The sequence below is a fragment of the Streptomyces sp. NPDC048018 genome, from assembly GCF_043202995.1.
Taxonomy (GTDB): Bacteria; Actinomycetota; Actinomycetes; order Streptomycetales; family Streptomycetaceae; genus Streptomyces.
The window spans coordinates 111,202-131,809 of sequence record NZ_JBIDBK010000003.1; the positions used below are offsets into that span (position 1 = coordinate 111,202).

Genomic DNA, 20,608 nt, shown 5'->3' on the forward strand with positions numbered 1-20,608 from the left:
CGTCCCCGGCCCGCTCCTGAGGCCGTCTCCGCGGCCCCCCCACGAAGGGAACATCCACGCATGTCGCGCCATGTGCTGACCGTGAGCGCCGAGGCGCAGGGCGACCGCCCGCCCGGCGGCGGCTCCTACCGCACGATCGGGGCGGCCCTGGAGGCCGCACGCAGCGGTGCGGTGATCTCGGTGCGTCCGGGGCGGTACGAGGAGAACCTGGTCATCACCAAGATGGTGACGATCACCGCCGAGGACCCGCACGGGACCGTGCGGATCGTGCCGCCCCGGGGGACGGTGGTGCAGGTGGTGGCGGAGGCCGTCCAGCTCACGGGTCTGGTGCTGCAGGGGCAGGACGACGAACTGCCCGCCGTGGACGTGCCGCGCGGGCAGGCGGCGCTCCAGGACTGCGAGGTGGTGGGCAACGCCTGGACGGCCGTGCTCACCCGGCAGCAGGGCTCGCTGGCGATGCGCGGCTGCCGGGTGACCAACCCCGGCGGCGCGGGGATCGTGGAGACGTCCACCGGCACCAGCGTGATCGACGGCTGCGTCGTGGAGCACCTGGGCACCTCGGCGGTGGTCATCGGCGAGCGGGCCAACCCGACCTTCCGCAACTGCGTGCTGCGCGACGCCCGGGGCAACGGGGTGTGCGCCAACGGCGAGGGCCGGGGGCTGATCGAGGACTGCGAGATCTCGGCCACCGACAAGCCCGCCATCGCCCTGGAGGAGAACAGTGCCACCCGGGTGGTGCGGACCTCGGTGCGGGACTGCCTGTTGGGCGTGTACATCAGTTCCCAGGAGCGGGTGGTCCTCGAGGAGTGCTCGGTGTCCGCCACGAAGGTGCACGGGATCGCGCTCGCCGAGGGTACCGACCCGTTGCTGACCCGCTGCCGGGTCTCCCGGACGAAGGGCAACGGCATCCATGTGACGGGGCGTTCGCGCGGTTCCTTCGAGGCGTGCGAGGTCACCGCCGCCGAAGGCGCCGGCATCTGGGTGGAGGAGTCCTCGGGCCCGTCGTTCAAGGGGTGTTCGGTGCGGGACCCGAGGGGGGCCGGGGTCCAGCTGACCGGGGACAGCGCGCCGGACTTCGACCGTCTGGAGGTGCGCGGCGGCGCGGCGGCGGGGGTGCGGGTGCTGGAGGGGGCGAACCCGATGCTGCGACGGCTGGACGTGTCGGACGTGGCAGGGGCCGGGGTGGAGGTGACCCGGGGCGGCCGGGGCCGCCTGGAGGGTTCGGCGATCTCCGCGACCGGGCAGACCGGTGTGCGGATCGCCGACGGCGGCGACGCGTACGTCGGCACGACCACCATCCGGGACACCGGCGCGGCCGGCGTGTCGGTCGGCGCGGGCGGGGTGGCCACGCTGCGGGACTGCGAGGTCACGGGCTCGCCGCAGGAGGGCGTGCTCGTCGAGGACGGCGGGGAGCTGACCGCGGCCCGCACCCGGACGCGGTCCTGCCGGCGGTACGGCTTCCGGATCGCGGAGGGCGGGCGGGCCACGCTGAACCGGTGCGAGGCGGTGGACAACACCGGCGACGGCATCCGCATCGACTCCACGGAGGCGGTACGGGTGCACGACTGCGCGGCCTCGGGGAACGGGGGTTCGGGGCTGCGCCGGCTCAGGCCGTCGGCGCGGCTCGCGGTGGAGAACCTGACGAGCGCGGAGAACGGTCTGCCGGACTCGTACGGGGAGACGGCGGCCGCCGACGGGTCGGGGGCGCCGGCCGGCGGGCCGCGCGGCGAGGAGGACGCGGACCGTGCGGGCGCCCCGGACGGCGCCTCCGGCGCCGAGGCGGGGGCGCCCGCCGCGTCCCGCAGGCCGGACGGACCACTGGAGGCGCTGAACGCGCTGGTCGGCCTGGACGGGGTGAAGGAGCAGGTCGCGACCCTGGTCAACCTCAACAAGCTGGCCAGGCGCCGGGAGCTGGCGGGGATGCCCGCGCTGCCGATGAGCCGCCACCTGATCTTCGCCGGGCCCCCCGGCACCGGCAAGACGACGGTGGCGCGGCTCTACGGTTCGATCCTCGCCGAGCTGGACGTGCTGCCCTCGGGGCATCTCGTGGAGGTGGCCCGGGCGGATCTGGTGGCGTCGATCATCGGCGGGACGGCGATCAAGACGACGGAGGTGTTCCAGCAGGCTCTGGGCGGCGTGCTGTTCATCGACGAGGCGTACACGCTGTCGCAGGGGACCGGTGGCAGCGGACCGGACTTCGGCCGGGAGGCCATCGACACGCTGGTGAAGCTGATGGAGGACCACCGCGACGAGGTCGTGGTCATCGTCGCCGGATACTCGGAGGAGATGCGGGGCTTCCTCGACTCCAACCCCGGTCTGGCATCCCGGTTCAGCCGTACGGTGGAGTTCGAGAACTACGGGGACGACGAGCTGACCACGATCGTGGCGATGTCCGCCGCCTCGCACGGCTACCAGCTCGCCGACGGCACCCGCGAGGCGCTGAGGCTGCACTTCGAGACCATGCCCAAGGGCGCCGACTTCGGCAACGGCCGCGCCGCACGCAAGGTGTTCGAGGAGATGGTGGACCGGCAGGCGTCCCGGCTGGCCGGGCTGCCCGAGATCGGCAACACCGATCTGGCGCTGCTCACACCGGAGGACGTGGGGGTGACCGCCGCTGCCGCAGCCGCGGCGGCGTCCGGCGAACCGGTGGAACGCAGGACGGAACTCCTCGACGAGCTGCGGGCGATGATCGGCCTGCCCGCCGCCAAGGAGCAGGTCGAGGACCTGGTCAATCTGATCAAGCAGGTCAACCGGCGTAAGGAGGCCGGGCTGCCGACGGCCGCGATCAGCCACCATGTGGTGTTCTCCGGCCCGCCCGGCACGGGAAAGACGACCGTGGCCCGGCTGTACGGGCAGTTGCTCGCCGAGCTCGGCGTACTGCCGGGCGGCCAGCTGGTGGAGACGGCGCGGGCCGATCTGGTCGGCCGGTTCGTCGGCCACACCGCTCAGTTGACGAAGGACGCCTTCGACCGGGCGCGCGGTGGTGTGCTGTTCATCGACGAGGCCTACACCCTGACGCCACGCGGCGGCACCGGCAACGACTTCGGGCAGGAGGCGGTGGACACCCTCATGAAGCTGATGGAGGACCACCGCGACGAGGTCGTGGTGATCGTCGCCGGTTACGCCGACGAGATGCAGGGCTTCCTCGACTCCAACCCGGGCCTGGCCTCACGCTTCTCCCGCTCCGTCGTCTTCGGGCACTACACCGACGAGGAACTGGTGCAGATCGTCGAGGCGTTGTCCGACAAGAGCGGCTACGTGTGCCCGCCCGAGACCCTGTCGGCGCTCGGCGAGCTGTTCGCGACGGTGCCGCGCGACCGCAACTTCGGCAACGGTCGCTTCGCCCGCCAGATCCTGGAGACGATGATCACCCGGCAGGCCGGGCGGCTCAGCAGGCTCGACGTCGACGACGTGGCAGAGCTGAGCCTGCTGCTGCCGCAGGACGTGCCCTGGGACCGGGTGCCGGACGGTGTCGCGTGAGCCGGTGGGCCCGCGGCGGGGCCGCGGCCCTCGCGGCGACCCTGTGGTGCGGGATCCTGACCCCGCTGCCGGCGAGCGCGGCGTCCCTGCCCGCCCCGGAGGGCGGCAGGCGCTCCTCCCGGAGCGGGACCGTGGCGGAGGCCGCGGCGGACGCCGGATCGGGGACGGGGACGCGGTCCGCGCACGGGAGCGGGATCCGAGCGGAGGCCGGGACCGGGGTCGGCGGGACGTGGACCGCGCGCGCGACCGGCGTCGGGGCCTGGACCGCGCACGGAAGCGGGACGGCCGACGGGGCTGCGGCCGGGGCGGCGACCGGGACGCCGGACACGGATCCCGCCTCGCTGCCCGCCATCACGCAACGGCTCTCCGACGACACCTGCCGCAAGGCGTCGGACCGCAAGGTCACCGGACTGCCGTGGCCGCAGGCCCAGCTGCGCCCGGAGGCGGTCTGGCCGCTGACCGAGGGGGCCGGGGTGACGGTGGCCGTGGTGGGTTCGGGGGTGGACGACGCCGCCGGGCTGCTCGGCGACCGGTTGAAGCGGACGCCGCGACGGTTCGACGCCGGCCCGGCCGCTGACTGCGCCGGTCACGGCACCTTCACCGCCGGTCTGATCGCGGCGGCCCGGACCCCGGGGACGGGCTTCGCGGGGATCGCGCCTCGGGCGCGGATCCTCGACGTCCCGGTCACCGACCGGCGGGGGAACACCACCCCCGGACTCCTCGCCGAGGGCATCCGGGCCGCGGTCGGCGGCGGCGCCCGGGTGATCGCCGTCGTGGCGGTGACGGGTTCGGACAGCCCGGCGCTGAGGAGCGCCGTGCGGTACGCGGTCGCCGAGGGGGCGGTCGTGTTCGCCCCGGCCGCACCGGACGGAGCGAAGGACGTGGCCTATCCGGCGGCTCATCCGGAGGTGGTGTCGGTGGCGGCGACCGGCCCGGGCGGGCGGACGTCCGGGCAGGTTCCCGCGGGCCGGGTGGACCTGACGGCGCCGGGAGAGGCGCTGACGGGCCCCGGGCCGGGGGGAAGGGGCAGTTTCACGGCCTCCGGCCCGAGTTGTGCGACCGCGCTGGTGGCCGGGACGGCGGCCCTCGTCCTGGGCAGCCGGCCGGAACTGAGCGCGCGGGCCCTGGTGCACCGGCTGCGTTCCACGACGTCGGGTCCGGGCGAACCGTTCCCGGACCGGGTACGGGGCTACGGCTCCGTCGACCCGATCGCCGCCGTCACGGCCGTCCTGCCCGAGGAGCGGAGCGGTGCGGCTGCCCCGGGCGGGCGCGTCGCGGCGCCCGGGGTGGCGATGCCGGCCGCGCCGGGGCCGTCCGCCGCCGGGGCCGCCTGGTGGGTGGCGGCCGGTTCCCTCGCGGTGGCGGCGGGAGTGGCCGGGGCCGCGGCCGTGGTGCCGCGCGGCCGCCGACGCCGGTGGCGACCGGGCAGCTACCGTGCCCCGGAGACGGGGAGCGGGAGCGGCCGGGAGCCGGCCTGAGGCGTCGACCGCCGCACCGACCGTGCGCTCCCGCCGCCGCCCGGCCGCGATCGCCCCTCCCCGCGCGCGGCCTCGCCGCCTGCCGCGCACGAAGTGCGTTAGCGGCGCGTTACCGCACGAGCCGCGATCAGACCCGGGGCATTAGCGGAGCATTAGTCACGGCTGCCAACGTCGTCCCCGACCAGTCCGACGAGCCCGGAGCCGTCGGCAGATCGATGCCGCCGTCCACCGCCTCGGAGTGGTCGACACGGGCGGCGGGGGAGGAACGACCCTGGTGGGAACGCACGAACACGGCGCCGGCGGCACGGTCCGCGAGAGGACGGGACGGAGCTCCCACGCGGAGGCACGGCCCCGCCCGACCATGGACCGCGACACCCTGGCGGAGCTTCACCGGCTGCACGCCTCCGCCCTGCTGCGCGCTCTGCTCCGCCTGACCAGCGGGGACCGGGGCAAGGCGGAGGACATGCTTCAGGAAACGTTTCTGCGGGCGTGGCAGAACCCGCAGGCGCTGACCCGGGGCCCGGAGCACGGCCGCCCCTGGCTCTTCACCGTCGCGCGCCGGATCGCCATCGACCACTTCCGCGCCCTGTCCGCCCGGGTGAAGGAGCTGGGCGACGAGACGCCGGAGGACCGCGCGGCCCCGGACGACCCGTTCGAGGAGGTCGTGACCGCCTACGCCGTCGACGACGCGCTCGCCGAACTGCCGCGCCACCAACGGGAGGTGCTGGTGGAACTGCACCTCAACGACCGCTCGACCGCGGACGCCGCCGCGGTGCTCGGGATCCCCCCGGGGACCGTCAAGTCCCGCAACTTCTACGCGGTCCGGGCCCTGCGCCCCGTCCTGGAGCGGCACGGCCTCGCTCCGGCGTGACCGCCCGGCCCGTGCCGTCTGAACCGGCCGCCCCCGTCGGGCCGTTCCTCCGGTCGACCGACGAGAGGGGGCCGAGGTGGTCACCGTCGTAGCCAGGAACGACATGGACGCGCCCAAGCACTGGACGGACGCGCCCGACTACAGCCCCGAGCACTGGCGCGCGAGGCGCGGCGAAGTCCTCCCGGGGACACCGGCAAAGACCCCCGCCGGGGGGCCGTCCGAGCCGCCCGCCGAAGCCGTACGGGCGGAGCCCGCGGTGGAGACCCCGGCTCCTGCCGAGCCGGATTCCGCGGAGCCCGTATCTCCCGGTCCCCCTTCCCGGCCTGCCGTCCCGACAGCTCCCGTACCCGCGCCGGTGGCTGCCGAGTCGGCGCGCGAGAGCACTCCTGAGACGGAGGCGGCGGCAGGGGCGGCGCGTCTCGCCGCGGCCCGGTCCGGGCCGGGGACGGAGCCCGGGACCGGGACCGGGGCCACCGCCGAGACCAGTACCGCGGCCGAGACAAGCCCGCCGGCCGGGAGCGAGACCGGCACCGGGGCCGAGGCCGGGACCACCGCCGAGACCAGTACCGCGGCCGGGACCGAGACCGAGGCCAGCACCGCGGCCGGGACCGAGGGCGGGGCCGGAACCACCACCCAGACCAGCACCACGGCCGAGGCCGAGACCGAGGCCGGAACCACCACCCAGACCAGCACCACGGCCGAGGCCGGCACCACAGCCGAGGCCGGCACCACAGCCGAGGCCGGCACCACGGCCGAGGCCGGCACCACGGCCGGGGCCGGCACCACGGCCGCCGTGGAGGCCGCAGAGCCGCCCCCGATGTTCCTCCCCCCGGCCCCGGCCGGGCCCGCCGGGCCGACCGGTCCGGCCGGGCGCGCGCCGGGAGTTCGGCCGGCTCGGCGCGCTCCTCGTCCGCTGTTCCGGATCGGGCGGCGCGGGGTGCCGGGCGGCGTCCCGGACGCCCTCCGGATCCCCCTGCTGCGCAGCCACCGGATCGCCGTGATCGGTCTGGACGGCGGGGCCGGGAAGACGACCGTCACCCTCGCGCTCGGCGCGGTGCTGGCACGGGAGCGGGCGGACCGAATCGTCGCATGGGACGCCGGCCCCGACTCGGGCGCCCTGGGCCGCCGGGTGCAGCGGCAGTCCGGCGCCACCGTGCGCGACCTGGTGGCCGCGCTCCCCCGGCTGCGCACCTACATGGACATCCGGGCCTTCACCTCTCAGACCCCGGACGGCCTGGAGGTCCTGGCGCACGACCCGGACCCGCTGGACCCGCGGCCGCTCGGCGAGCGGGACCACCGGCAGGTCGTCGACCTCCTCGGCGGCCAGTACCCGATCGTCCTCACCGACTCCGGGACCGGCCTCCCGCTCGACAGTCTGCGCGCGGTCCTTGAGCTGTCGGACCAGCTGGTCGTCGCGGCCACACCGGGCGCGGCCGGGACGAGCGGCGCCGGCCTCCTCTTCGACCGGCTGTCCGCCCTCGGCCACGAGGAGAAGGCGCGCCGGGCGGTGACGGTTCTCTCCGGTGTGCGCTCCTCCCCGGGGCGACCGGCCGGGACGGACGAGGCCGTGGCCCAGGTGCGGGAGCGCTGCCGGGCCGTGGTGACCGTCCCGTACGACCCCCATCTCGCCCGGGGCGCCGAGGTCGACCCGGCGTGGATGCGGGGCCGGACCAGGGCCGCGTACTACGAGCTGGCGGCGCTCGTCGCCCAGAACTTCGCCCGCGGCTGACGCCGCCTTCCCCTTCACCGTCCCCCGAGAACCCTGGAGAGCACCCATGGCCTGGTACGAAGGCCCCTGCCGGATCACCGTCACCGGTCTCGACGCCGACTGGCCGCAGCGTGCAGTCGTCACCGTGTCCGGCGCACGCGGGGCGCGGATCGAGATCCCCGGGGAGGTGGGGGCGGTCCGGCACGTGGACGCACCGGGCTGGCACCTGGAGGTGGAGCACCTGTACGAGGGCCGGTGGCAGCCCAACGTCCGTGCGATCAGGAGCCGCTGGGAGACGGTGGGCGGGGTCCGCACCCAGACGATCACCAGCAAGGACGTGGACCGGCCCGGGGGGAACCGGCACGAGCGCAATCTGGTGCTGCGCCTGGAGCGGGTCGGCGAGGAGGCCGAGCGCCCGCGCGAGACGGTCCGTGAGGCGCCGGCGCGGGCGGTCACCCAGTCGACGGCGGACACCCCCGCCCGCCGCACGGCCGCCGGGCCCGCCTCCGGCCCGGCTCGCTCCTCCTCCGGCTCCGCCTTCGGCGTGCCGTCCACGGCCTCCGGGGGCGGCACGACATCGACGACATCGACGAGCAGCAGCAGCCCCTGGTAGAGCCGGTCGCGGCGATCCCTCTCCCCTGAGCCGACCCGGTCCGCCGGGAATCGGCAGGACGCGGAGCGGTGCCCCTGTCTACCGTGACCGGGGAAAGGACGTGGACATGGCACTGACGAAGAAGGGATCCCGCCTCATCACCGTGGACGGCACCACCTACCGCTGGCGCCTGCGCGGACGTCCGACCTACGCGCAGGGACTCGCCCAGTCGTCTCTCACCTACGCGGTCGAGCGCGCGGACGATCCGGGCGCCACGCTGGTGGTCACCACCGACCGGCCCCATCCGGGCAACTGGTGGGGTGCCCCGAGCGCCCCGGTCCTGCCCTCCCAGGTGGCCGACACCGTCCGCGCCGCTCTCGCCCGGGGCTGGACACCAGGGAACCCCGGCTCGCCCTTCCCCCTGGACCGGTCGGGCGAGGGGGCCCTGCGCCCCGGCGGAACCGGGGCGCAGGCGCCCGGCCCCATGGCGTCACAGCCCTCCCGCGGGCCCTGGGTAGAGTGAGCGGGCTCCGCGAGGCCGGAGCCGTGACGCACAAGGGGTGGGGAAATGGCGAAGCACCGGCTGTCCAGAAAGGGCCGCTACACGGCCCTGGCGACGACGGGTGTCGTCGTCGTGGCCGGCGCCGGGATCGCGGCGCAGACGTCCATGGCGGCGTCGGCGTGGCCGGCCCAGAGGACTTACACGGGCCGGGCGTTCGACGCCTGCACGGCGCCCTCCCTCTCCGCGATGAAGGCGTGGAAGAAGGACGGCTACTACGGCGGCGTCGCGGTCTACGTCGGCGGCAAGAACCGTGGCTGCGCCCAGCCCAACCTGACCCGGTCCTGGGTGAAGTCGGTCGACGCCCTCGGCTGGCGCACCATCCCCCTCTACGTCGGAGCCCAGCCGCCCTGCCAGAAGAGCGGGAACAAGGAGCGGTTCACCGCGGCCACCGCTGCCTCGGTCGGGGCGAGCAACGCCCATGACGCGGTCGCCAAGGCCGCGGCGCTCGGCATGAAGGCCGGCAGCCCCGTCTACCTCAACATGGAGCCGTACGACACCGCCGACAAGGCGTGCAACGACGCGACCCTCGACTACGTGCGTTCCTTCACGAGGACGCTGCGCGCCAAGACCTACCGCGCCGGCCTCTACGGCTTCAGCAGCTCCAGCGCCAAGGCGGTCGCCACCGCCGGGAACCGCACGGACCTGCCGGGCAACCTCTGGTACGCCCTGTGGGACGCCCAGGAGACCACGACCAGGGACTGGCCCTGGGATCCGAAGCTGTACACCGACCACAGCCGCGGCCACCAGTACAAGGCCAACAGCAAGGAGACCCGCGGCGGCTACACCATCACCGTCGACCGCAACGCCTGGGACGCGCCCGTCGCCGTCATCGGCTGACCGGCGCGCGGGCGGTTCGCCCGGTGCGCCGACCGGAGCGGGCCTTCCACGGCCCGGCAGGACCGGTCCGCGTGTCATGGTGGCCGCCGCCGGCCGGAAGGCCGACGCCGCGCGATCAGCGCCGACGTTCCGGCTCGCCCCTCACGCCGCCGTCGGGACCCCGGTCCCGGTGCCCATCGCGGGAAGCGGCCGCCAGCGGACCGGGACGTCGCGCATGACGAGGACCGAGTCGAGCCGCGCGCTGCCCGGCGGGAAACGGTCGGGGTCGTCGAAGTAGCTGGACCGGGCGGCGGTGAGCCGGCCGGGCAGGATGCGCCAGGCGTCGGTCTGCAGCTCCATGCCGTCCAGGGAACAGCCGGAACGGGTCGCGGACCAGCCCTTGCTCCCCCCGCGGAAGAAGGCGGAGGCCTCGGCGAGGTCGGCGAAGAGCTCACTGCCCTCCAGGTGTTCGGTGACGTCCGCGGTGACGTCGACCCTGGTGGACCCGTCGCGGGTCGCGTAGGCGACGTGCAGCGTGCCGGGGGTCTCCCGCGTCTCGAAGTCGGCGTGACCGTGTTCGCCCGGGAAGATCCGGCCGCCGGCCCAGCGGTTGACGAGCGAGCCGGTGTCGCGGCGCGGAATGTAGACACCGGTCTCGACGCCGTCCGGCCCGTCCCATTCCACGGCGATGCGATGCGCGGCGTTCTCGCTCCGCAGCCCGACGGCGGCCGGGGCCCAGGCGGGCCGAACCGAACCGAGCCGGAGGAGACAGATCCCGGCTGCGGCGTGCCCCCGCACGATCTGCGGGCGCAGCGTCGCGGGGAGCAGTGGCGCGACGATCTCGGGCGCGACCCGGTAGTTGACCAGCAGACGCCGTTCGATGACGGAGGCGAGGCGAGGGGGTCTCATGCGGTGCTCTCCTCCTCCCGGTCGCTGCGAGCGGTGTCGGTACGCCACTTCGTGTGACGCAGCACGATCTGTTCGGGACACACCGCGCTGAGGAAGCGCCCCACGCTCGTGGCCAGCCGGTCCTCGACGAGGGAGTACAGGATCCTGTTCCCGTCCCGCCGCTCGGCGACGAGCCCCGCGCTCCTGAGCACGCCCAGGTGGCGGGAGATGGACGGGGCGCTGATGGCGAAGCGGCCCGCGATCTCGCCGGCGGCGAGCTCACCGCCACGGAGGTCTTCGAGGATCTGCCGCCGGGTGGGATCGGCGAGGGCGCGGAACACCCCGGCGTCGTCTGCTGACTCGGTCATGCGCGATATTTAGCATATTAGCTAAACAGCTAACAAGCTCCGGCGGCGTGCCGACGGCGTCCTCGGAGACGGCCCGGTTGCGCGGAGGGCGAGCGGGGTAGAGTCGGCCCACCGACACCGGGGCAGCGCAGACCCTCCTGAAGGCGGGTGGTCCGCCGCCCGCCGGGAAGCGCGTGCCCGACCGGGACCGCGCGACCTGGTGGACTCCACCACCCGGGCCGCGGACCATACTGGTCGGGCCCTGATCACCCACTGAACGGTTCCATGGCCAAGAACAGCACTCCTTCGACCACCGTCCCCGACACCGCGTGGCTCGGGCGTGGGCGCCACCTCGGTCCCGACGCCGAGCAGGACGTCCGGCGCAATCTGATCGCCCTCAAGGCCGCCCGGGTGATCGACGACTTCCTGGACCTCGACCCCGTCGAGGCGGCCCGTTCCACCGACCTCTTCCCCCGGGACGAGTCCGCCGACCCCGGCCCGTCGGCCCGCCGGCTCTTCGAGGCCCGCTGGCGCGTCGCCGACGGCGTCACCGTGCGCGCGCAACTGACCACCTACGAGCCCGAGTCCCGCCGCGCCGACGGCGAAGGCGTCAGCTGGGTCCTCGCCGCGGAGGCCGAGCGGGCGTGGGAAGCCGGCTGGCCCTCACCCGCCACCGTCTTCTGGCCCGACAGCGACCAGGTCGCCTGGGACCACGAGAAGGTGCCGGGCGTGCGCCTGCGGACGGCGAACCACCTGCCGAAGGAAGACGACAAGGTGCGGCGCCTGCTGCGGGACTGCACCCGGCAGAGCTGGTACGTCCACGTCGTGGTGCACGAGGCGATGACGCCGGACACACTGGGCCGGAGGCCGATCACGGCGTTCCTGCCACCGAGCCTGCGACACCGGGTGGTCGAGCACCGGGCCACCCCGGAGCAGGCGCTGATCGCCGACTTCGCGATGAAGCGTGAGCTGGGCGTGGGGCTGCCGCGCGGCGGCGCCGTCGTCCTGCCGCTGACGCCGCAGGTCCCCGGCTACGAAGCGGAGCGCTTCACGGTGCGCGACGTCTTCCTCGACGGCACCGAACCGACCGAACTCCTGGCGAAGATCGTGGAGTTCGCCTCCCTGCCGCAGCCCCTGCCGGCCGACGCGGAGCCGGTCCTGACCCGGCTGCGCCAAGGCTGGCACCTGCTCACCCCGGACGAGGAACTCGTCCACGCACGGGAGATGGTCACCAGGTACGCCAAGTCGCTGGAAGCCATGACGGCCTCCTGCAACCTGTACCGGGAGGCGGCCGAATCGGCGCTCGCCGCGCTGGCCGAGGCGACGAGCGGCACCGGCACGCCCCCGATGCCCGTCCCGGCTGTGGCGAAGCCCGACACCTCGCCGCTGAAGTCCCTCACGAAGAGCCTCGGCCTCTTCCGGAACCCGAACCGCTAGCGCCCTCTGCCCACGACCTGCGCCCCTCCCCGGAAGGACGTGCCCCGTGGACAGAGGCCGCGGCCGCGCCTGCGACGCCGCGAGGCCGCCCACGCTGCGGCGGGGGCCGGCACACGGCCTCCCCCGACTCGCCGAGTACGGCGTGGCGCCGCCCGGCAGCGGACGGATGGCGCCACCCGGAGCGGGCCGGCCGTCCGATGAATCGCGCCGCCGGACGATACGTGTTCCGCTTGTTCAGGTATGCCCAGATAGGCGAACGGCCTGACGAGAGGGATGCGGATGACCGAGGAGGCTCAAGCCCGCGGCACGAGGGACGGATACGCACCGCAGGCGGGCGGCCGTGAGGCGCGCGAGGTCGACCTGCGGCGCGTCGGGATCGACCCGGACTTCTGGTACCCCGTGGCCCGCTCCGCGGGCCTGCGCAGGAACAAGGTCCGCGCGGCCGCCTTCGCGGGCCGACGCATCGCGCTCTACCGCAGCGCCGGCGGGACCGCGTACGCCTTGGAGGACCGCTGTGCCCACCGGCAGGTGCCGTTGAGCATGGGGGTGGTGGACGGCGAGGTTCTGCGCTGCTGCTACCACGCCTGGGCCTACCGCGGGAACGGGCGCATCTCGCAGATCCCCTACCTGCCCAGGGGTGCCGAACGTCCGCCCCGGGGGGTGCTCTCCTACCCCGTGCGCGAGCGGTACGGACTCGTCTTCGTCTTCCCCGGCGACCCCGCCCGCGCCGACACCACGCCCCTGCCGGTGCTCCCCGAAGCGGAGTCGGCCCGGCACCGGACCATGATGTTCTCGCGCACCGTCCGCTGCCACTACTCGTTCCTGCACGAGAACCTGCTCGACATGAACCACCAGTTCCTGCACAGGGGCGTCCTGGGCCGGATCCAGCCCAAGCTCCTCGGGTACGACACCGGCCCGCGCTCCGTGGAGGCCAGGTACCTCTTCGTCCCCTCCGGTGGCCGGAAGGACCGCGGAGCGGGTCTGCTGTCGGCGGAAGGAGTCGGCGGCGCTTCGAGGCCCGACGTCGTCACCATCCGCACCGAGTACCCCTACCAGACCCTCCGGAACGTCCCCGAGTCGTCGGACACGGCCGCGTTCTCCCTGTGGGCCGCGTACGTTCCCGAGGACCTGGAGCAGCGGGTCAGCCGCGTCTTCGGGCTGCTCATGATCGCCAAGCCCGCCCTGCCCGGGGCCCTTCCGCTGGCCTGGCCGCTGATCCGGCGCTTCACGGAGCGGGTGTTCGCCCAGGACAGGATGGCGGTCGAGGCCGAGCAGCGGGCCTGGGACGAGCAGGGGGCCGACTGGAACCAGGAGGTCTTCCCGCTCATCCTCGACGTGCGGGACGTCCTGCGGAGGAACGGCATCCCGCTCCGTACCGCACTCGGCTCCGCGGTCTGCCCGGACGCGGACCTGTGCGCCGACGCCGACGGCCGGACGCGCGGGTGAGCGGAGCCGTGGAGGAAGGCGTGCGTGTCGGGTCGGCGTGACTCCGGATGCCCGGTGACGGGTTTCGGGCCGGCGGCCTCCGGTTGTCCCTGACGGAGCGACGCCGCGAGCACGGACGGGCCGCACCCCCCTGGCAGGTCTTCGCTGAGCATGGCGCCGACCTGGGGTCATCGCCGTGGGCACGCCCCGTCGGGCATGGCTCGCGTGACGCCGGGTAGGTCACGGAGGGTCATGTCTCCGGTAGCAGGTTCCGCACGGTAGGTGGAAGGTAGGCATGCGCGACGAAAGGGCAGAGCGATGACCGAAGGCCGACCCGCGACGACGACCGATTCCGGCGCCCCGGTGGAGAGTGACGAGCATTCGCTGACCGTGGGTCCGGGCGGACCGATTCTTCTCCAGGACGCCTACCTGATCGAGCAGATGGCGCAGTTCAACCGGGAGCGGATCCCGGAACGCCAGCCCCACGCCAAGGGCAGCGGCGCGTTCGGCCGCTTCGAGGTCACCCACGACGTCAGCCGGTACACCCGGGCGGCCCTCTTCCAGCCGGGCGCCCGCACCGATCTGGTGGCCAGGTTCTCCACCGTCGCGGGCGAGCGGGGCAGCCCGGACACATGGCGGGACCCGCGCGGCTTCGCGGTGAAGTTCTACACGCCCGAGGGCAACTACGACATGGTCGGCAACAACACGCCCGTGTTCTTCGTGAAGGACCCGATGAAGTTCCAGCACTTCATCCGGTCCCAGAAGCGCCGGGCGGACAGCAACCTCCGCGACCACGACATGCAGTGGGACTTCTGGACCCTGTCTCCGGAGTCCGCGCACCAGGTCACCTGGCTGATGGGCGACCGCGGCATCCCCCGGTCGTGGCGCCACATGAACGGCTACACCTCCCACACGTACATGTGGATCAACGCGTCCGGCGAGCGTTTCTGGGTGAAGTACCACTTCAAGACCGACCAGGGCGTCGAGTTCCTCACCCAGGACGAGGCGGACCGGATGGCGGGGGCGGACGCGGACTTCCACGTCCGGGACCTGTTCGAGCACATCCGGGACGGCGACTTCCCCTCGTGGACGCTGCACGTGCAGGTCATGCCGTACGAGGACGCGGCCGGGTACCGCTTCAACCCCTTCGACCTCACCAAGGTCTGGCCGCACGGCGACTACCCGCTCATCCCCGTCGGCCGGATGACGCTGGACCGCAACCCGACCGACAACCACGCCGAGATCGAGCAGGCCGCCTTCCAGCCGAACAACTTCGTCCCCGGCATCGGGCCCAGCCCGGACCGGATGCTGCTGGCGCGGCTCTTCTCCTACGCGGACGCGCACCGGGCCCGGCTCGGCACCAACTACCAGCAGCTTCCGGTGAACGCCCCCGTCGTCGACGTCCACACGTATTCCAAGGACGGCGCGATGGCGTACCGGAAGACCTCCGATCCGGTCTACGCACCCAACTCCAAGGGCGGACCGGCGGCCGACACCGAGCGCTACGGGACCCCGCCCGGCTGGGCGGCCGACGGGGAGATCACCCGTGCGGCGTACGTCTCCCACCCCGAGGACGACGACTGGGGGCAGCCCGGCACCCTCGTCCGCGAGGTCCTGGACGACGCGGCCCGCGACCGGCTCGTGGACAACGTGGTCGGCCACCTGCTCGACGGCGTGAGCGAACCCGTGCTGGAGCGCGCCTTCGCGTACTGGGCCAACATCGACACGGCCCTCGGCAAGCGCATCGCGGAGGGCGTCCGCGCCCGGCAGAGCGCGTAGATCCCGGACGGTGGATGCGCGACAGGGGCCCGGCTGATGCCGGGCCCCTGTCTTTCGTAGCGGGGACAGGATTTGAACCTGCGACCTCTGGGTTATGAGCCCAGCGAGCTACCGAGCTGCTCCACCCCGCGTCGGTGGTCCCACCATACACGGCGGACGGCGCGAGGTGCTCGGCAGGCTCCGGCGGGTCAGCCGCGAACGATGTTCTCGGCCTGCGGGCCCTTCTGGCCCTGGGTGACGTCGAAGGTGACCGTCTCTCCCTCGACCAGCTCCCGGTACCCGTTGCCCGAGATGTTGGAGTAGTGGGCGAAGACGTCCGGGCCGCCGTCCTGGGCGATGAAACCAAAGCCCTTCTCGGCGTTGAACCACTTCACGGTGCCGCTGGCCATACTGCCTGTCCTTCAGTTCATGCCGGGCGAGCCGGCAGGGGTGAGTAACGGGGTCTTCCCACCGCGGGAAGGCGCCCGGCGTCCGTTCTACCCCATCCAGGGCCCCGTCATTCGATCATCCGTCCAGGAAGTCGGAGACGGGATGCGACCGGTCGGCTCGGGGAGCCGCGGCCGGTTCCTCCGGCCGGGTCGCGGTGACCCCGCGCCCCTTCGCGAGCCGCGCCACCAGCAGACAGTAGGCCGGGGCCGACACGAGCTCCGCCACGAGCGCCTGCCACGGTGCGTCCGCGGCGGTGCCGGTGTCCGCCAGCTGCCCCAGGACCAGCGCGACGACGTATGCCAGCACGTTGTTGGCCGTGTGCAGCGCGATGACCGCCTCCAGCCCGCCGGTGCGGTCGACGAGCCACCCCCACCACAGGGAGGAGTACAGCAGCAGCAGGAAGCCGCTCCACCCGCCGAACCCGTGCGCGAGCGCGAAGAGCACCGAGGCCACGACCACACCGGGCCAGGGCGAGCGCAGGAAGCCGCCGAAGAACTGCGGCAGCCAGCCACGGAACACGAACTCCTCGGCCGCGGCCTGGAAGGGCACCAGGACGAGGAAGACCGCCAGGCCCCCCACGAGCCGGGCCGCGCCGGGGGTTTCGCCGGCGAAGGCCCCGTCCCCGTCGGCGAGCCGTTCCCACAGCATCAGCGCGCCCATGTTCAGGGCCGTGACGGCGAACGCGAGCCCGGCGCAGAGTCCGAGCCAGCGCCATCGCAGCCGGCCCGTCACCGAGGCCAGCGTCCCCGCCGGCCGGCTACCGCACCACCGCACGCCCAGCATCACCGCGGGGATGCCGATCGCCAGCGACAGCAGCCCGAGCGCCTCGTCGGCCAGGGGATCGGCCAGCAGGCGTTCACTTCCGTCGGGCGCCGACCGGACTCCCGAGACGGCCGCGACAGCCATGCCGAACAGGACGACGGAGAGAGTGCCGGCGGCCAGCAGGCCGATCACCGCGAAGAACTCGCCGATCCGCCGCCACGCCCCCTGCCGCCCGTTCCGCGACTGCTCGCCGTACCGCGAGCCCTGCGGCGCGGAGACGACCCCGCGGGCAGCGGCCCACTCCTCCGCACCGTGCCACGGCGGCAACGGGACCCCGTACGGCGGACCGCCGGGCGGCGCACCCCATCCGTGAGCCGCGGCATGCGGCGGACCGGGCCAGGCCGGTGATCCGGCCCCGCCGGGATGTCCCGGCCCGGGCCGGGGCGCGGCCCACGGGTCCGGGTGAGGCGGCTCCGCGGAGGGCTCGGTCCGCCCACCGCCCGGTCCGTCCTCGGCCATCCGGCCCGCCCCTGGTCTCTCGGCCACCCCAAGCCCCTCCCCCGCGCCTCACCCGGCGTTCCACGCACGTCCGGGCGCACCACCGACAACCCGGAACCCTAATCGATCACCCAAACCGGACAGCCGCCGGATCGGGCGCACCCGAGCGCCCGTGGACAACGTCGGCGCGACGCCCGGGGGTTCGGCCTGCCGGTCACGCCAGGGCACGCAGAGCACAGCATGCGTGCACGCCACGCACACCCACCGGGCGCCGGTCCCGCCTAGATTCGCCTCCGGAGACACCGCCCCTGGCGTGAACGGATCCGCGGGGCACACGCCAGGCGATTCCGGACACCGTCGGCGGCGACGGTCGTGACGGCCGTGTCCCCGTGCTCCTCGCGTCGCCGCGAGCGGGCGTCCCGGTTCCCGTGCATGAGGAAGATATGAGCCTGCGCAAGAAGGTTGCCACCACCGTCGGGGCCTCGGCCCTCGCCCTCGTCGGCGTACTCGGGTCCGCCGGCCCGTCGTCGGCCGCGTCGAACGGCCAGCAGATCCACTTCCACGACAGCAGCGGCGCCGTCTACGCGATCCGTATCCAGGGCCCCAACCAGAACGGTGACGTGGCATCGGGATGCTTCAGCACGCCGGGCAGGGACACCTGGGTCGGCGGCTGGTGGTGGAAGGGAGAGGTCACCGTCACCTTCTACAAGGGCAGTTCCTGCTCCTTCGCCACCTACTACGGAGAGACGAACGCCTGGGTGCCGGCCTCGCAGAGCGGCGACTGGACGTCCGTCTACTCCTGAACCGGCGCGCCACGGGCAGGGTGACGGGTGCCCGGGGCGTACCGCAACGCACACCCGTCATCGAAGGCAGGCGAAGGCCGTGCGCAGGGGACACGGCCTTCCCTCCAAGGGGGAATCAATGATCGCAAGGATCAGGGCGAGCAGAACGGCCGGGCGCCTGATGGCGCTGGTCACGGCGAGCGTGGCGGTGATCGCCGGCAGCCTGGTGGTGGCGCAGCCGGCCGCCGCGGCCTCGTGGGGCAGCGGATCGCTGTGGAACTACCAGACGGGGCTCTGCCTGGACGGCAACGGCGGTGCGGGTCCCGGTTCCGCTGTCATCCAGTGGGAGTGCAACGCCGGTTCGAACCAGTTCTGGTACGCGAGCACGGACTCCCGAGGGCGCCCGAGGATCGTCAATTCCACGAACAACCTGTGCCTGGACCGGCACGACGACACCAGGATGGGCGCGAAGCTGATCCTTTGGTACTGCAACGACTCCTGGAACCAGGTCTTCGCGTTCAGCGGAGGAACCGGCTACCTCGTGAACACTCCGATCGACCAGGTGGTGGACGTGCCGGGAGGCACGGGCGTCTGGGGCACCCAGATGATCATGTGGGAGCGGAACAACGGCGACAACCAGTTGTGGGTGCAGCACCTCTGGTAGGACCACGCCCGCCCCACGACGCGCTGTCAGGCGCACGACGGCGGACGAGGCGGCGCCCCCGGGCATCCGGGGGCGCCGCCTCTCCTTTTCGCAGGCCGGGGTAACCGGCCCCGGGGGCGTACGCCCCTTGCGGACGCGTCGGCGCGCGTCCTGCCGGGGCCCGGGAAGCCTGCCGGAGGACCGTTCGCCGGCTCGGCCCCGCGGTGACGGTCGTGACGCTAGCTGCTGGGCGCGCCGGTGTCGGGCACGCGCACGGCCAGGAGGACGACGTCGTCGTCGTTGTCCTGCGGGCGGACGTCTTCGATGAGCCGCTCGCAGACGACTCCCAGACTGTGGTGCGCCAGCGCGGCGGCGTGGCGGCGGAGCCGTGCGAGGCCCGGTTCGATGCCGCGGGAGCGGGACTCGATGAGTCCGTCGGTGTACAGCAGCAGGGTCGATCCCGGTGCCAGGTGGACGGAGTCCCGGCCCCGGGCGACGTGCACGCCGGTGCCGAGGAGCAGGCTCCGCGGGGTGCGCAGGAAGGCGGCGCGGCCGTCGCGGGTGATCAGCAGGGGCGGCGGGTGGCCGGCGTTGGTCCATTCCCAGGTCCAGCCGGCCTGCGGAGTGGAGGTGAGGCGGCCCAGGATGAGGGTGGCCGTGGACATGCCGGGAGTGCGGGCCATCACCTGGTCGAGCCGGCCGACGGCACTGGGCGGGTGCGGCTCGGACCATGCCAGGGCACGGAGCATGTTGCGCAGTTGCGCCATGCGGGCGGCCGCCTCGAGGTCGTGGCCGGCGACGTCGCCGACGGCCAGGCCGGTGGTGTCGTCGGGGAGCGTGAACGCGTCGTACCAGTCACCGCCGACCTGGGAGGCGTCGGGCGCGGGCAGGTAGCTCGCGTGGAGTTCGATCCCCGGCACGTCGGGCAGCCGGGGCAGCAGGTGGCGCTGCATGGTCTCGGAGATCCGGCGCTGGCGCTGGTAGAGGCGTGAGTTCGAGATGGCCAGTCCGGCCCGGCGGGTGATGTCCTCCAGCAGCGACAGGTCGCTGGTGGTGAACGGCACGGGATTGTCGCCGCGCCCCAGGGTCAGGGCGCCGAGGACTTCGCGGGGACCCCGGATCGGGGCGATGACGGCCGAGTGCATATGGGTCGCGAGGAACAGCTCGCGCTGGACGACGGCGATACCGGAGTCGGGCGCGCCCTGGTAGACCTCGGGCCCGGCCAGGGAGGCGCCGCTGCCCCGCAGGGCCCGTGAGAGCGGAAGCGGTGACTGCGCCGTCACGGCGGGGATCGGGCCCTCCAGGTCGGGGTGGCGGGTGAGGCGGCCGTCATGGTGCTGCACCACGTGCGTGCGCCGGATGTCGCCCCCGTCGGCGATCAGGTCCACGACCATCCAGTCGGCCAGCCGGGGAAGGACCAGCTGCGCCAGCCGGTCGACCGTCTCCAGCTCGTTCAGCGTCTCCGACAGGGAGGTGGTGGTCTCGGCGAGCAGGGCGAGACGGTGGAGCTCGGGCATCGTGCCCTCGGCCGCCGGCGGCACGTCGACGGAGCCGGGGTGGAAGAGCACCAGAGTGCCGGGGCCGCTCCCGGTGGGGAAGGGGGTGGCGGTCCAGCGGACCGGCAGCAGCAGGCCGTCGCCGCGGAGGAAGGACAGGCCTCCGCCGCTGCACGCGGCGCGGGAGAGAACCGCGTCCATGAGCGGGCACAGCGCCCGGGGGCCGATGTGTCCTTCGGCGTCGCGGTGCAACAGGTCGTGGTGGTCTCGGCCGAGCGCGGCCGCCCGGGTGAGGCGCAGCAGCGTCAGGCCGTAGTCGTTGACCGAGACGATCCGCCCGGTCTCGTCCACCACGTAGCCGCCGAGGTCGCCGAGAGCGGGGACCGCTCTGGACAGCGCGGTCGACGCCGAGTCCTGCCGTTGCATGCGGTCGCACCCTTCGCCTGGAGGTCGTACGGTTCGGCAGTCTTTCCAGTAGATCACGCGGCTCCTCGCGACGGAGCCGCTGCACCGCCACCCCGGGATCGGGCCCTGCCGAGTCCGCCCTCACCCGCCGGACCACCTGCTCGCTGGCGGCACCGGTAAACGCAGGGTGCGGGGTGCGGCGCGCCGATA

The 20,608-nt window shown here is 73.7% G+C and carries 17 protein-coding genes and 1 tRNA gene; 12 read left to right on the plus strand and 6 right to left on the minus strand.

The annotated features are described in order from the left end of the window. Window positions 1-60 precede the first annotated feature (60 nt). The 7 genes from ACGF1Z_RS11865 to ACGF1Z_RS11895 all read left to right on the plus strand — a co-directional run bounded on the left by ACGF1Z_RS11865 (window position 61) and on the right by ACGF1Z_RS11895 (window position 9,528). Window positions 61-3,480, plus strand: coding sequence for a right-handed parallel beta-helix repeat-containing protein (locus ACGF1Z_RS11865; RefSeq protein ID WP_393002664.1), 3,420 nt, complete (start codon window positions 61-63; stop codon window positions 3,478-3,480). Further along, the gene (locus ACGF1Z_RS11870) at window positions 3,477-4,958 is read left to right on the plus strand and encodes a S8 family serine peptidase (RefSeq protein WP_393002666.1); all 1,482 of its coding nucleotides are present in this window, start codon (window positions 3,477-3,479) and stop codon (window positions 4,956-4,958) included. Before ACGF1Z_RS11865 ends, ACGF1Z_RS11870 begins: the two co-directional genes overlap by 4 nt. 274 nt (window positions 4,959-5,232) lie before the next feature. Continuing rightward, complete coding sequence (locus tag ACGF1Z_RS11875; RefSeq protein ID WP_393002668.1) at window positions 5,233-5,829, plus strand: sigma-70 family RNA polymerase sigma factor; 597 nt, start codon at window positions 5,233-5,235, stop codon at window positions 5,827-5,829. Between the two features lie 355 nt (window positions 5,830-6,184). Next, complete coding sequence (locus tag ACGF1Z_RS11880) at window positions 6,185-7,558, plus strand: hypothetical protein (RefSeq protein WP_393002670.1); 1,374 nt, start codon at window positions 6,185-6,187, stop codon at window positions 7,556-7,558. Window positions 7,559-7,604: 46 nt separating this feature from the next. Next, complete coding sequence (locus ACGF1Z_RS11885; RefSeq protein ID WP_393002672.1) at window positions 7,605-8,150, plus strand: hypothetical protein; 546 nt, start codon at window positions 7,605-7,607, stop codon at window positions 8,148-8,150. Window positions 8,151-8,256: 106 nt separating this feature from the next. Then, window positions 8,257-8,652 carry a hypothetical protein gene (locus ACGF1Z_RS11890; RefSeq protein WP_393002674.1) on the plus strand — a complete coding sequence of 132 codons (396 nt, stop codon included), beginning with the start codon at window positions 8,257-8,259 and terminating at the stop codon, window positions 8,650-8,652. Between the two features lie 45 nt (window positions 8,653-8,697). Continuing rightward, entirely contained in the window at window positions 8,698-9,528 is an 831-nt protein-coding gene (locus tag ACGF1Z_RS11895; RefSeq protein WP_393002676.1) for a glycoside hydrolase domain-containing protein, read from the plus strand. Window positions 9,529-9,669: 141 nt separating this feature from the next. Here ACGF1Z_RS11895 and ACGF1Z_RS11900 read toward each other — a convergent pair whose 3' ends face one another. Together ACGF1Z_RS11900 and ACGF1Z_RS11905 are read right to left on the minus strand one after the other, a co-directional pair. Continuing rightward, the gene (locus ACGF1Z_RS11900) at window positions 9,670-10,416 is read right to left on the minus strand and encodes a DUF2071 domain-containing protein (protein ID WP_393002678.1); all 747 of its coding nucleotides are present in this window, start codon (window positions 10,414-10,416) and stop codon (window positions 9,670-9,672) included. Continuing rightward, window positions 10,413-10,763, minus strand: a complete 351-nt coding sequence (locus ACGF1Z_RS11905; protein ID WP_393002680.1) for a metalloregulator ArsR/SmtB family transcription factor — start codon at window positions 10,761-10,763, stop codon at window positions 10,413-10,415. The genes ACGF1Z_RS11900 and ACGF1Z_RS11905 overlap by 4 nt, the downstream gene beginning before the upstream one ends. Before the next feature lie 264 nt (window positions 10,764-11,027). On the opposite strand from ACGF1Z_RS11905, the gene ACGF1Z_RS11910 reads away from it, so the two are divergent. The 3 genes from ACGF1Z_RS11910 (at window position 11,028) to ACGF1Z_RS11920 (ending at window position 15,383) form a co-directional block, all read left to right on the plus strand. Further along, on the plus strand, window positions 11,028-12,179 hold the full coding sequence (locus tag ACGF1Z_RS11910; RefSeq protein ID WP_393002682.1) for a hypothetical protein: 1,152 nt from the start codon (window positions 11,028-11,030) through the stop codon (window positions 12,177-12,179). Between the two features lie 279 nt (window positions 12,180-12,458). Beyond that, window positions 12,459-13,625 (plus strand): Rieske 2Fe-2S domain-containing protein, encoded by a 1,167-nt coding sequence (locus ACGF1Z_RS11915; protein ID WP_393002684.1) that lies wholly within the window; start codon window positions 12,459-12,461, stop codon window positions 13,623-13,625. 297 nt (window positions 13,626-13,922) lie between these two features. Further along, window positions 13,923-15,383, plus strand: coding sequence for a catalase (locus tag ACGF1Z_RS11920; protein ID WP_393002686.1), 1,461 nt, complete (start codon window positions 13,923-13,925; stop codon window positions 15,381-15,383). 57 nt (window positions 15,384-15,440) lie between these two features. Here ACGF1Z_RS11920 and ACGF1Z_RS11925 read toward each other — a convergent pair. The 3 genes from ACGF1Z_RS11925 to ACGF1Z_RS11935 form a co-directional block, all read right to left on the minus strand. Further along, window positions 15,441-15,514, minus strand: a tRNA-Met gene (locus ACGF1Z_RS11925). A 57-nt stretch (window positions 15,515-15,571) separates the two neighbouring features. After that, a complete protein-coding gene (locus tag ACGF1Z_RS11930; RefSeq protein ID WP_030221474.1) occupies window positions 15,572-15,772 on the minus strand; it encodes a cold-shock protein in 201 nt (66 codons plus the stop codon). 115 nt (window positions 15,773-15,887) lie between these two features. Next, window positions 15,888-16,901, minus strand: coding sequence for a CPBP family intramembrane glutamic endopeptidase (locus tag ACGF1Z_RS11935; protein WP_393002688.1), 1,014 nt, complete (start codon window positions 16,899-16,901; stop codon window positions 15,888-15,890). Between the two features lie 614 nt (window positions 16,902-17,515). Here ACGF1Z_RS11935 and ACGF1Z_RS11940 point away from each other — a divergent pair. Both ACGF1Z_RS11940 and ACGF1Z_RS11945 read left to right on the plus strand, forming a co-directional pair. Further along, window positions 17,516-17,875: a hypothetical protein gene (locus ACGF1Z_RS11940; protein ID WP_393002690.1), complete on the plus strand. Its 360-nt coding sequence runs from the start codon at window positions 17,516-17,518 to the stop codon at window positions 17,873-17,875. A gap of 118 nt (window positions 17,876-17,993) precedes the next feature. Further along, a complete protein-coding gene (locus ACGF1Z_RS11945) occupies window positions 17,994-18,518 on the plus strand; it encodes an RICIN domain-containing protein (protein WP_393002692.1) in 525 nt (174 codons plus the stop codon). Window positions 18,519-18,736: 218 nt separating this feature from the next. Here the strand turns inward: ACGF1Z_RS11945 and ACGF1Z_RS11950 are convergent, their stop codons facing one another. After that, the gene (locus ACGF1Z_RS11950; RefSeq protein ID WP_393002694.1) at window positions 18,737-20,419 is read right to left on the minus strand and encodes a SpoIIE family protein phosphatase; all 1,683 of its coding nucleotides are present in this window, start codon (window positions 20,417-20,419) and stop codon (window positions 18,737-18,739) included. Window positions 20,420-20,608 lie beyond the last annotated feature (189 nt).

Bases quoted from the DNA above. Each gene is read 5' to 3' on its own strand.
- ACGF1Z_RS11865 (WP_393002664.1), top strand. From the start codon at position 61: ATGTCGCGCCATGTGCTGACCGTGAGCGCCGAGGCGCAGGGCGACCGC.
- ACGF1Z_RS11885 (WP_393002672.1), top strand. From the start codon at position 7,605: ATGGCCTGGTACGAAGGCCCCTGCCGGATCACCGTCACCGGTCTCGAC.
- ACGF1Z_RS11890 (WP_393002674.1), top strand. From the start codon at position 8,257: ATGGCACTGACGAAGAAGGGATCCCGCCTCATCACCGTGGACGGCACC.
- ACGF1Z_RS11895 (WP_393002676.1), top strand. From the start codon at position 8,698: ATGGCGAAGCACCGGCTGTCCAGAAAGGGCCGCTACACGGCCCTGGCG.
- ACGF1Z_RS11900 (WP_393002678.1), bottom strand. From the start codon at position 10,416: ATGAGACCCCCTCGCCTCGCCTCCGTCATCGAACGGCGTCTGCTGGTC.
- ACGF1Z_RS11905 (WP_393002680.1), bottom strand. From the start codon at position 10,763: ATGACCGAGTCAGCAGACGACGCCGGGGTGTTCCGCGCCCTCGCCGAT.
- ACGF1Z_RS11910 (WP_393002682.1), top strand. From the start codon at position 11,028: ATGGCCAAGAACAGCACTCCTTCGACCACCGTCCCCGACACCGCGTGG.
- ACGF1Z_RS11915 (WP_393002684.1), top strand. From the start codon at position 12,459: ATGACCGAGGAGGCTCAAGCCCGCGGCACGAGGGACGGATACGCACCG.
- ACGF1Z_RS11920 (WP_393002686.1), top strand. From the start codon at position 13,923: ATGACCGAAGGCCGACCCGCGACGACGACCGATTCCGGCGCCCCGGTG.
- ACGF1Z_RS11930 (WP_030221474.1), bottom strand. From the start codon at position 15,772: ATGGCCAGCGGCACCGTGAAGTGGTTCAACGCCGAGAAGGGCTTTGGT.
- ACGF1Z_RS11940 (WP_393002690.1), top strand. From the start codon at position 17,516: ATGAGCCTGCGCAAGAAGGTTGCCACCACCGTCGGGGCCTCGGCCCTC.
- ACGF1Z_RS11945 (WP_393002692.1), top strand. From the start codon at position 17,994: ATGATCGCAAGGATCAGGGCGAGCAGAACGGCCGGGCGCCTGATGGCG.
- ACGF1Z_RS11950 (WP_393002694.1), bottom strand. From the start codon at position 20,419: ATGCAACGGCAGGACTCGGCGTCGACCGCGCTGTCCAGAGCGGTCCCC.